This window comes from Nonomuraea sp. PA05 (assembly GCF_008086045.1).
Taxonomy (GTDB): domain Bacteria; phylum Actinomycetota; class Actinomycetes; order Streptosporangiales; family Streptosporangiaceae; genus Nonomuraea; species Nonomuraea monospora.
The window spans coordinates 81042-91423 of the sequence record NZ_VSEY01000049.1 but is presented as its reverse complement, the minus strand read 5'-3'; the positions used below and the strand labels follow the sequence as shown (position 1 = coordinate 91423).

The following is a 10382-nucleotide window of genomic DNA, read 5'->3' as shown; positions in this document are numbered from 1 at the left end:
CTGCAGCGGCGTCTGCACGCCGAACAGGTTCACGACCGGCCCGAACGGCACGATGGAGAAGGCCAGGAAGGCCGGCACCACCATGATGACCGGGGCCAGCAGGTAGAGCACCTTGTCCACGGTCCGCGGGAAGAGGTCCTCCTTCAGCCCCATCTTGATCGCGTCGGCGACCGACTGCAGCAGGCCGAACCTGCCGGCCCGGTTGGGGCCGTAGCGGTGCTGCATCCGCGAGATCAGCTTGCGCTCGAACCAGACCCCGAGAACGACCCCGAGCCCCAGGAAGGCGAACAGCATCACGGCCTTGACGATGGTGATCCAGAGCGGATCGTGGCCGAAGTCGGCGAGGGTGGGGCCGGCCGCGAGAGCCCCCGCCGACGCCACGGTGAGCGTCATGATCGGGGACGCTAACGCGTGAGCCGTCCGGTGTCTTGGATCAATGCGAACAGCTCCTTCGGCGTCAGCTCCGCCATCGCCCGGACCTCGCGCGCGAGATGCGGCTGATCGGCGTAACCGCACGCGACGGCCCCGCCCAGCGTGGCCGACGGGCGGGTCAGCGCGTGCACCGCCCGCTGGAAGCGGGCGACCCTGGCCACCGTCTTGGGCGTCAGGCCCACCACCCGGCGGAACCCCAGCTCCAGGTAACGGCGGCTGACTCCCAGCTCGCCGGCCAGCGCCCCGATCGTGTGCGGCCCCGCCGGGGCCTGGAGCCGCCACCAGGCGTGCAGGACCAGGCCGTCGGCGCCCGGTGCGCCCCGGCTCGCGGCGCGGGCGCGCAGCCCGTCCGCCAGCCATCGCTCCAGCGCGCCGAAGCGGCCCGCCCAGCTCGCCTGCTCCGCCAGCCGTCCGGCCAGCTCCCCGGCGCGGGCGGCCCCGAGCAGGTCCTCCAGGGGCGCGATCGCGCCGGTCACCTCGCGCATGGGCGTCCCGAGCAGCGCTGCCATGCCGGCGGGGGTGAGCCCGAGCGCCACCCCGTGACGCCAGAGGGGGCGCGGTGAGAGCGTCACGGCGCTGCGCGGGCCGGTGAGGGTCGCGCGCATGCCGGTGAAGTCGACGATCAGGGTGGCCGCGTTGAGCGGCAACATCCTGGTGGGCTGCTCCGTTCCCGCCTCGGCGCGGAAGCCTGCCCAGCCCAGCACGTACGGCCGCAGATCAGGCCCGGACGCGCGCATGACGGTCTTGAGCGGAGCCGGCCGCGGACACGCGGGCAGCGAGTGGATGGCCCTCACACCCACCATCCTGCGCGTCGCGTGTCGAGACCGCACCTTCCTGCCGCGCGGGCGGGGGCTTTGTGGCTTCGCAGCGAGTTCGAGAGACCGCGTTCCGTGCAACGTATTCACTATGACGGTAAAGACGAAGAAATCCTGCTCATGCGGACACGGATCCTCCTGCTCCTGCGCCAGCGGCTGTAGCTGCGGCTGCAACTCCTGATCCCGCGCCCGGTACGCGGCCCGGCAGGCGACGCACAGCGCCGTGCGCGCCGCTGATCTGCCGGGCGGCACACGCGTACGCGGGAGACTCCGGGTCGGCCGCCGCGGGACCGACACGGCGAGCCCCGGCGCCGGTGGACCGGCTTCGCGGAAGAAGGCCGCGAGCCGGTCGCCGGCGCCAGGGGTGCGACAACCCCGCGGGTCAACGCATCTAGGGCCGGCCGTTGAGGGTGTCGAGGAAGCGCTGCTCGAACGCGGCGGTTCCGGCGGCCGTGCCGTACCGGATGAGGCCGCCCGACGGCGACAGGACCGTGCGTCCGGCTGACGGGCCGCTCAGCACCACGTCCACACGCCCGTAGGTGAACCGCACATGTCCGGGACGGACGGCGCTCATCGCGGCGAGCGGGTCCCACCAGTAGAGGAGGTTCTGTTCGATCAACGGCAGCACCTCGGGGTGGGTGACGATCTCCAGGACGGTGCCGGCGGCAGGGGTGCCGTGGTCGGCGGCCAGCCGGTCCAGGAAGGCGGCGGTGATCGGCACCTCGTTGGCGGCGTCCAGCGACACCATGCGCACGGCGCCCCGGCTGCCGGTGAGCACGGCCCGCGCGGCGGCGGGGTCGAGCCAGTAGTTGAACTCCTGCGTGCCGTCGAACTCGGGCGGAGTGCCGCAGCACAGGTTCCCCGGGACGTGCACGGCGCCGCCCATGGAGGTCAGCACGGAGGCGGAGTGCGGCAGGGCGGCGGCCGGGTTGGTGAGCGGCCCGGTGGCGATGATCTGCGTGGCGGGGTCGTCCCGCAGCAGCTTCCTGATCAGGTCCGGCGCGCGGACCGCCGACGGCGTCTCGTCGCCCGCGCAGCCCGGGGTGGCGGCGGTGAGCACCCTGTCGAAGAGCTGCCGCAGGTCGGCGGGGAAGGAGTTCGGGCCGGTGCCGGAGCCGTCGGCGATGCGCACGCCGCGCAGGCCGAGCCGCTCGGCCAGGCAGCGGGCGTGCCTGACGGCCCGGCCGGGTAAGCCGGCGCCGCTGTTCGTCACGGTGATGGCGCGCAGGTCGATGCGGCCCGCCCGGTGCTCCTGGGCGAGGTAGGCGAGGGTGGCGGCGTCGTCGAAGTCCATGTCGGTGTCGAAGATGACGGCCGGGGGACGGGCGTGGGCCGCGGTCGCCGGAAGGGCGGCCAGGGCGAGGAGGAGGGCCAGCAGGAGTCTTCTCATGGGTTTCCCGGAGGTTTGAGGTGATCCGGACGGGCTCCAGTCAAACGTGGAGCTGTTTCATTTCGCCCTCATGGCCCCGGCGTTTGCGCGAACGCGGCGTCACTTGCCAAACTGGTGATGTGAAACATGTCTTCCTGTGTGGCAACCCCGCGCTCGACTTCGCCTGCACGATGCGCGCCCGCCGTACGGCGCGCTTCGAGACGCTGGACGCCCCGGCCACGCTCGACGCGTGGTACGTGGAGTGCGGCCTCGTCAACGCGGCACCCTCCTGCCAGGAGGGCGACCTCGCGCGGGCCGTGTCGGTGCGGGAGGCCATCTACTCGCTGATCACCGCCAGGCTCGCCGGCGACGGCTACGACCGCCAGGCGCTCGCGCTGGTGAACGAGGCCGCCCGCACCCCGCCCGCGACGCCCCAGCTCACCGGCGGCGGACGCTGGACGGAGGCCACCCCTGAGCAGGCGCTGTCCACGGTGGCGCGGCACGCCATCGAGCTGCTCAGCGGGCCCGACGTGCCGCTGATGAAGGAGTGCGCGAACCCCGAGTGCACCAAGGTCTTCATCGACCGGTCGCGTGGCGGGCGGCGCGAGTGGTGCGGCATGGAGTCGTGCGGCAACAAGATCAAGGCGGCGGCGTACCGGGCGCGCAAGAAGCAGGCGGCCGACGCGCACTGACGCTCACAGCAGGCCGCACCGGTCCCCGGCCAGGGTCCCGTTCCAGGAGAAGACGCTCGCGCAGGAGTAGGCGCCCTGGGCGGGACCGAACCTGATCAGGACGGTCACCTGGGAGTAGCCCACCCCGTCGCAGCCCGAGGCGGACAGCTCGAAGTACGTGCCGTCCCAGGTGCGGGAGCCGGAGAAACACTCGTGCGAGCCGTCCGCGCGGGCTGGGGCGGCGTTGAGGGAGACGACCAGGAGCGCCGTGGCGGCGATGCGGCTGAGAGACATACCCCGACCGTAGGAGCGGGCGCGGGGGCCATCCAGGTGCGGTTTGTCACCGGATGATGTGAATAATCCATGGTCAAGCGGTGCCGCGCATCTCCTCCTCGATGTCGCGGGCCGTCACGGCCAGCGCGCCGACCAGGCCGGGCAGCCGGTCACGGGAGAAGCGCGTGGCGGGCATCGACACCGACACCGCCGCCTGGGCCGTGCCGTCCGCGCCCCGCACCGCCCGGCCGATGGCGGTGACGCCGGCCTCCGTCCGGCCCGCGTTGATCGCGAATCCCCGCTCCCGCGTCGTACGCAGCTCGCGCCGCAACGCCGCCAGGTTGGGCCGCTGCTCAGGCCGGTCGGCCCACTTCTCCTCGGTGTAGAGCACGTCGAGCCGCTCGGGCGGCAGGTCGGCGAGCAGCACCTTGCCCCCGGACGCCAGGTGGGCGGGGAAGACCATGCCCTCGCGGTTGCCCACTCGCAGCGCCTGGCTGCACTCCACCGTGCCGATGAACCGTACGTGATCACCGGAAAGGATCACCAGGTTGGCGCTCTCGCGCACCCGCTCCACCAGCGCCGACAGGTGCGGCATGGCGACCGCGCGCAGCCGCGAGGTGTGCGACAGGGAGCTGGCGCCCAGCGAGAGCACGGGACCGGCCGCGTACCGGCGATCCTCGAGCTGCACCGCGAAGTCGCGGTACACCAGCATGGCCAGCAGCCGGTGCGCGGTGGACGGGGCCACGCCGAGCCGTTCGGCGGCCTCTCCGACGCTGAGCGGGCCCTCCACCTGGAGCAGCACAGCGAGGTGCAGCGCGTGGTCGACGCTGCGGATGGCATAGTTCGGCGGATTCTTCACAGCAGAATGTCCTGTTCTTCTGGTACGCCCAGGCTACAAGCTGGCAACGCGTGTCACCGAGAAGGAGCCAGAAGAATGACCGAGACCGCGAACCGTCCCGTGCGCCTCGCCGTGGTGGACGCCCCCGGCCAGCCGGCGCCGTCACCCGCGCTGGAGGAGCTCTACCGCGGCTTCGAGCAGGAGCTGCTGATCCCGCTCTGGACCGAGATCGGCGACCTGATGCCCCCGCATCCGCGTGCCAAGGCCGTCCCGCACCTGTGGCGCTGGCAGAGCCTGCTGACCCTCGCCGGCCAGGCAGGACACCTGGTGCCCGTCGGCCGCGGCGGCGAGCGCCGGGCGATCGCGCTGGCCAACCCGTCGCTCGGCGGCCGGCCCTTCGCCACGCCCACGCTGTGGGCGGCGATCCAGTACCTCATGCCGGGCGAGGACGCCCCCGAGCACCGCCACACCCAGCACGCGTTCCGGTTCGTCGTCGAGGGCGAGGGCGTGTGGACCGTCGTCGGACGCGACCCGGTGCCGATGCGGCGCGGCGACTTCCTGCCGCAGGCCGGCTGGGCCTGGCACGCGCACCACAACGGCGCCGCCGAGCCGATGGCCTGGATCGACGGCCTCGACATCCCGTTCCAGTACGCCGTGGACGCCCAGTTCTTCGAGTTCGGCAGGGACCGGATCTCCGAGGCCGAGCGCATCACCCCGGACCGTTCCCGTTCGGAGCGGCTGTGGGGGCACCCGGGCCTGCGCCCCGTCTCCGCGCCCGGCCCGCAGCCCGGCACCCCGCTGCTGGCCTACCGCTGGGCCGACACGGACCGCGCCCTGGCCGACCAGCTCGGCCTGGAGTCGGAGGGGTACGCGGGGACGGTCGAGCCCGGCCACGCCGCCGTCCGATACACCAACCCCACCACCGGCGGCGACGTGCTGCCCACCATCAGGGCCGAGATGCACCGCGTCAGGTCCGGCGCCGAGACCGCGCCCCGCCGCGAGGCCGGCTCCTCGGTCTACCAGGTCTTCGACGGCAGCGGACGCGTCACGGTCGGCGACGCCTCGTGGTCGGTGACCCGCGGCGACCTGTTCGTGGTGCCGTCCTGGCAGCCGTTCTCCGCCAAGTCGGAAGCCTCGGCGTCCGACTCCGACTCGGGCGCCCTCGATCTGTTCAGGTTCAGCGACGGGCCGGTCTTCGAGGCACTGCACCTCGACCGCGTCGCAGTGGAAGGAAACAACTCATGAAGCTCGCCACCATCCGCACCGCCGACGGCCGCACCAGGGCCGTGCGCGTGGACGGGGACACCCTCGTCGACCTCGGCCTCGCCGACGTGGGCGAGCTGCTCGCCCAGCCGGACTGGGCGCAGCGCGCCGCCCGCGCGGACGGCGAGCCGGTCGGGAGCGCCGGGTTCGCGCCCGTCGTGCCCCGGCCCGGCAAGATCGTCTGCATCGGGCTGAACTACCGCAAGCACATCCTGGAGATGGGACGGGAGCTGCCCGCGCACCCGACGCTGTTCGCCAAGTACCCGGAGGCGCTCATCGGCGCGTACGACGAGATCCTGCTGCCGCCCGAGTCCGATCAGGTGGACTGGGAGGCCGAGCTGGCCGTCGTCATCGGCGCGCGCGTGCGCCGCGCCGATGAGGCCGAGGCGGAGGCGGCCATCGCGGGGTTCGCCGTGCTGAACGACGTCACCATGCGCGACTGGCAGTACCGCTCGCCGGTGTGGCTGCAGGGCAAGACATGGGAGGCGAGCACGCCGTTCGGGCCGTACCTGGTCACGCCCGACGAGCTGCCCGGGGGCGTCCGGCCGTCGCTCACCCTGACCGGGGAGGTGGACGGTGAGGTGGTGCAGCGGGCCGACACCTCGGACCTGGTCTTCGATCCGGTCGCGCTGGTCCGGTACGTCTCCACGATCCTCACGCTGAACCCGGGTGATGTCATCGCGACCGGTACGCCGGGAGGGGTGGGGCATGCTCGCAAGCCCGCCCGCTACCTCGCCGAGGGCAGCGTCCTGGTCACCGAGATCACCGGCCTGGGCCGCTCGGAGTCCAAGGCCGTGGCCGAACCGGTCACCCCCTGATGGCCGCGCGGCGGAGCCTGGCCGACAGCCTGCGCTGGATGGCCGAGGGCGGCAGGACGTTCTTCGCCGCGCTGGCCGGTCTGCCGGACGACCGGCTGGACCGGCCCACGGCGCTCACCGGCTGGACGGGCCGGCACCTCGTCGCGCACGTCGCCGCCAACGCCGACGCGCTGGTCAACCTGGCGCACTGGGCGCGCACCGGCGAGGAACGCCCGATGTACACCTCGTTCGAGCAGCGCGACGCCGACATCCAGGCCGGCGCCGTACGCTCGGCGGCCGAGCTGCGGTCCTGGGCCGCCGCCTCAGCCGAGCAGCTCGACCGGCGGCTGTCGGAGCTGGACGAGCGGCAGTGGAGCCGGCCGGTCCGCACCGCGCAGGGCCGTACCGTGCCGGCGGCGGAGATCGCCTGGCTGCGGGCGCGTGAGGTCATGGTGCACGCCGTCGATCTCGGTGCCGGGGTGGGGTTCGGCGACCTGCCCGCCGACTTCCTGACCTCCCTGATCGACGACATCACCGCCAAGCGGTCGGGCGCGGGCGACGGCCCCGCGCTCACCCTCACGGCGACCGGCGTGCACAGCTCTTGGACCGTCGCAGGCACCGGCGACCCTGCCGAAGTGACCGGCACCCTGGCCGAACTGGCGGCCTACCTCTCCGGCCGCGGCCCAGGACCGGGCGACCGCCCCGCACCCCCGCTGCCCCGATGGCTCTAGCGGCCACCCGTCGCCGCGACACGATGAAAGGAGCACCTCATGGTGACCAGTAACGACGTCGACGTGGTCGTCGTGGGCGGCGGCATCGGCGGCCTGTCCAACGCCCTCGCGCTCACCCGCAAGGGCCTGCGCGTGCGGGTGCTGGAGCGGGCCCAGGAGTTCGGCGAGGTCGGCGCGGGCCTGCAGATCGCGCCCAACTGCACGCGCATCCTCGACCGCTGGGGCCTGCTCGACGAGATCACCTCGCTCGGCGTGCTCCCGGAGAACATCGTCATGAAGGACGCCCTCGACGGCAGCGTCCTGACCAGGCTGGACCTGCACGACGTGGAGCGGCGCTACGGCTTCCCCTACATGGTGATCCACCGCAGCGACCTGCACGGCACGCTGCTGCGCGCCTGCCGGAAGGCGGGGGTGGACCTGGTCACCGACGTCGCGGTCACGGGGTACGAGCAGGCCGCGGGCGGCGCGGTCGCCGTGCACGCCGGAGGGCGGGAGCCCGGAGCGGTCGTCATCGCGGCCGACGGCCTGCACTCGGTGGCCCGCCGGATCCTCAGCGACGACGAGCCGGTCAACTCCGCGTACGTGGCCTACCGGGGCGCCGTGCCGATCGACCGGGTCGCCGACCTCGACGTGCACACCAAGGACGTGGTCGTCTACGTCGGCCCCCGCTGCCACTTCGTGCAGTACCCCCTGCGTCAGGGCGAGATGTTCAACCAGGTCGCGGTGTTCGAGTCGCCGAAGGCGCTGGCCGGGGAGGCCGACTGGGGCACCCCCGACGAGCTGGACGCGGCCTTCGAGGGGACCTGCGGGCAGGTGCGCGCGGGGCTGCCGCTGATGTGGCGGGACCGCTGGTGGCGGATGTTCGACCGGGACCCGATCATGAACTGGGTCACCGGCAGGATCGTCCTCACCGGGGACGCGGCGCACCCGCCGCTGCAGTACCTCGCGCAGGGGGCGGTCATGGCCATCGAGGACGCCTGGGTGCTGTCCGAGCACGTGGAGGGCGCGGGCCGTGACTGGGACGCGGCGCTGGCGGCGTACAACGCGGTGCGTCCCGAGCACTGCCGGCGCGTGCTGACGACCGCGCGGGCGTGGGGCGGCCTGTGGCACCACGACGGCGAGAAGCGGTTGTGGCGCAACGAGGTGCTGCGTGAGCGCGAGGTGCACGACTACGGCTACGTGGACTGGCTCTTCGGGCCGACCGCGCTCACCCCCGATCAGGAGCCGCCGATGTTCCCGGCGGCCTGAGCGGGGGAGGCGCGTCCGCCTAGCGGGCGTTGGTGTCGAGCGGTTCCCCGTTGGCCAGCGCGGTGAACAGCTTCTCCCACAGCGGCATCACGACGTGCGGCGTGTACCCGTACGCCGTCTCGGCCGCGGTGGCCCCCAGGCGCAGCCGCAGCTCACGATCGCCCATCACCCGGTCCAGCGCCTCGGTCATGGCGGGCACGTTGCGCGGCGGCACGAGCAGCCCGTCCTTGCCGGGCGTGAGCACGTCGGCGGGCCCGGTCGGGCAGTCGAAGGCGACGATCGGCAGCGCGTGCCCCATCGCCTCGATCATGGCCATCGGCAGCCCCTCGATCCGGGAGCTGAGCGCGTACACGGACGCCTTGGCCAGCTCCTCGTGGATGCGGTTGCTGCGGCCCATGAGCTTGATCCGGCCGCCCGCGCCGGCCTCGTCGATGCGCTTCTGCAGCCGTTCCCTGGACGGGCCGGTGCCGAAGATGCGCAGCTTCCACTCCGGGTGCTCCTCCGCGGTGGCGGCGAAGGCCGGGATGAGCATGTCGAAGCCCTTCTGCGGCACCAGCCTCCCCACGGCGATCACGATCTTGTTGCTCTGGTCGGAGTGCTTGCGCTCGTCCATGTGCACCGCGTTGGGGACGCGCACCACGGGCGTGTCCTTCAGCAGCTTGCGGTACTCGCGGCGGCTGGTCTCCGTCAGCACCGCCACCGCGTCGAAGCGGCCGTAGTGACGGACGATCTGCTCGCGGACCCGCTCGTGGTAGGAGGCCAGGTTCATGTGCTCCTGGGCGACGCGGATCACGCTGGAGGAGGCGCGGCGGGCCGCGATCAGGTTGAGCGCGGGCCGGGTGGTGACCAGGATGCCGTCACGCAGCCCGGAGACGTAGTCGATGACCGCCGCCTCGACGCGCTCGGTGAAGTACTCGGCCGCGAACTCCCCGTACGGGACGATCTTGCCGCGCGCCCGGCGCCACACCTTGCGTGCCAGGGAGTCGGCGGTGACGCCCTCGCGCTGGTCCACCAGCGTGGACAGGCGCACCAGCGGGTCGATCGCGAACTGTGGCTCGTTCCTGCGCCGGACGACGCTGACGATCTCGACGTCGTGGCCGGCCGCGGCCATCGCGTTGGCCTGGTTGACCACGGTGCGGATGGTGCCGCCCATGCCGTAGGCGTGCAGCAGCATGTAGCGGATCTTCACGTCAGGTACTCCCAGTGCCTGCACATGTCCTTCAGCACATCAGGGATCTCCTCGGCGCGGGGCAGGTCGCGTCCGCGTTGCACCGTTCCTGAGCGGATCTTGTCCTTCCAGTCACCGAGGCCCTTGGTCACGACGTCGGGCGTGCCGTAGGACAGCAGCTCGGGCGCCCACGGGACGTCCAGGAACTCGCAGATGCCGCGGCCGATGCGCTCGGGCTCCGCGGTCAGCTCCTCGTAGCGGACGGTCAGGCCGGGCAGGGCCTTGCGGGCCCGCTGCACCGCCTTCATGTACCGCAGCGCGTCGGCGGCGGCCTCCTCCGGGGTCCGCTTGCCGGGGCTGGCCTCGTACCAGGAGGAGGCGATCGAGGCGGGGTGGCGCAGCAGGAAGACGAACCGCGCGGCCGGCCAGCACGCGGCCAGGCGCTCGTAGGCGAAGGCGTTGGCGGGCGTCTTCTCGACGATGTACCGCTTGCCGCTGCGTACCAGCTCCCGGTGGAGCACCCGGTCCCAGAGCAGGTGCTCCAGGTCGGCCTTGTTGTGGCCGAGTGCCTCCATGGCCTTCTCCGCCAGCGAGGTGTCGAATTCCACTCTCAACCGGCGTACGTGCAGCTCGTGCGGAGCATGCAGGTCCGGGTGAGCGTTGAGCATCGCCCGCAGCAGCGTCGAGCCCGATCGGACCGGCGAGATGATGAACACCGGCGCCTGCACGAGACGATCGGTCCTCGGATCCGCCGGCGGCCGGAAAGGCGATTCCGGT

The 10382-nt window shown here is 72.5% G+C and carries 12 protein-coding genes; 5 read left to right on the top strand and 7 right to left on the bottom strand.

What is annotated here, in order from left to right:
- The 3 genes from FXF51_RS50520 to FXF51_RS50510 form a co-directional block, all read right to left on the bottom strand.
- Window positions 1-393: NADH-quinone oxidoreductase subunit H (locus FXF51_RS50520; protein WP_187415015.1), on the bottom strand; the 393-nt coding region annotated here is incomplete at its 3' end.
- Window positions 394-404: 11 nt separating this feature from the next.
- Complete coding sequence (locus tag FXF51_RS50515; RefSeq protein WP_148441984.1) at window positions 405-1226, bottom strand: helix-turn-helix transcriptional regulator; 822 nt, start codon at window positions 1224-1226, stop codon at window positions 405-407.
- Window positions 1227-1638: 412 nt separating this feature from the next.
- On the bottom strand, window positions 1639-2637 hold the full coding sequence (locus FXF51_RS50510) for a nucleoside hydrolase (RefSeq protein ID WP_148441983.1): 999 nt from the start codon (window positions 2635-2637) through the stop codon (window positions 1639-1641).
- Between the two features lie 119 nt (window positions 2638-2756).
- On the opposite strand from FXF51_RS50510, the gene FXF51_RS50505 reads away from it, so the two are divergent.
- On the top strand, window positions 2757-3308 hold the full coding sequence (locus tag FXF51_RS50505) for a CGNR zinc finger domain-containing protein (RefSeq protein WP_222871828.1): 552 nt from the start codon (window positions 2757-2759) through the stop codon (window positions 3306-3308).
- 3 nt (window positions 3309-3311) lie between these two features.
- Here the strand turns inward: FXF51_RS50505 and FXF51_RS50500 are convergent, their stop codons facing one another.
- Window positions 3312-3581 (bottom strand): hypothetical protein, encoded by a 270-nt coding sequence (locus tag FXF51_RS50500; RefSeq protein ID WP_148441982.1) that lies wholly within the window; start codon window positions 3579-3581, stop codon window positions 3312-3314.
- A gap of 73 nt (window positions 3582-3654) precedes the next feature.
- A complete protein-coding gene (locus tag FXF51_RS50495) occupies window positions 3655-4419 on the bottom strand; it encodes an IclR family transcriptional regulator (RefSeq protein WP_148441981.1) in 765 nt (254 codons plus the stop codon).
- Window positions 4420-4494: 75 nt separating this feature from the next.
- Between FXF51_RS50495 and FXF51_RS50490 the strand changes: the two genes are divergently transcribed.
- The 4 genes from FXF51_RS50490 to FXF51_RS50475 are packed head-to-tail and all read left to right on the top strand — an operon-like array spanning window position 4495 to window position 8437.
- Window positions 4495-5643: a cupin domain-containing protein gene (locus FXF51_RS50490; RefSeq protein WP_148441980.1), complete on the top strand. Its 1149-nt coding sequence runs from the start codon at window positions 4495-4497 to the stop codon at window positions 5641-5643.
- On the top strand, window positions 5640-6479 hold the full coding sequence (locus FXF51_RS50485) for a fumarylacetoacetate hydrolase family protein (protein WP_148441979.1): 840 nt from the start codon (window positions 5640-5642) through the stop codon (window positions 6477-6479). The genes FXF51_RS50490 and FXF51_RS50485 overlap by 4 nt, the downstream gene beginning before the upstream one ends.
- Window positions 6479-7189, top strand: coding sequence for a maleylpyruvate isomerase family mycothiol-dependent enzyme (locus FXF51_RS50480; protein WP_222871827.1), 711 nt, complete (start codon window positions 6479-6481; stop codon window positions 7187-7189). The genes FXF51_RS50485 and FXF51_RS50480 overlap by 1 nt, the downstream gene beginning before the upstream one ends.
- A gap of 39 nt (window positions 7190-7228) precedes the next feature.
- Window positions 7229-8437 carry an FAD-dependent oxidoreductase gene (locus FXF51_RS50475; protein ID WP_148441978.1) on the top strand — a complete coding sequence of 403 codons (1209 nt, stop codon included), beginning with the start codon at window positions 7229-7231 and terminating at the stop codon, window positions 8435-8437.
- Between the two features lie 19 nt (window positions 8438-8456).
- Here the strand turns inward: FXF51_RS50475 and FXF51_RS50470 are convergent, their stop codons facing one another.
- Window positions 8457-9626, bottom strand: coding sequence for a glycosyltransferase family 4 protein (locus FXF51_RS50470; RefSeq protein ID WP_148441977.1), 1170 nt, complete (start codon window positions 9624-9626; stop codon window positions 8457-8459).
- Window positions 9623-10333, bottom strand: a complete 711-nt coding sequence (locus FXF51_RS50465; protein WP_262380416.1) for a sulfotransferase family protein — start codon at window positions 10331-10333, stop codon at window positions 9623-9625. The genes FXF51_RS50470 and FXF51_RS50465 overlap by 4 nt, the downstream gene beginning before the upstream one ends.
- Window positions 10334-10382 lie beyond the last annotated feature (49 nt).

Coding starts and splice junctions, on each gene's coding strand:
- FXF51_RS50510 (WP_148441983.1), bottom strand. CDS start 2,637: ATGAGAAGACTCCTGCTGGCCCTCCTCCTCGCCCTGGCCGCCCTTCCG.
- FXF51_RS50500 (WP_148441982.1), bottom strand. CDS start 3,581: ATGTCTCTCAGCCGCATCGCCGCCACGGCGCTCCTGGTCGTCTCCCTC.
- FXF51_RS50490 (WP_148441980.1), top strand. CDS start 4,495: ATGACCGAGACCGCGAACCGTCCCGTGCGCCTCGCCGTGGTGGACGCC.
- FXF51_RS50485 (WP_148441979.1), top strand. CDS start 5,640: ATGAAGCTCGCCACCATCCGCACCGCCGACGGCCGCACCAGGGCCGTG.
- FXF51_RS50480 (WP_222871827.1), top strand. CDS start 6,479: ATGGCCGCGCGGCGGAGCCTGGCCGACAGCCTGCGCTGGATGGCCGAG.
- FXF51_RS50475 (WP_148441978.1), top strand. CDS start 7,229: ATGGTGACCAGTAACGACGTCGACGTGGTCGTCGTGGGCGGCGGCATC.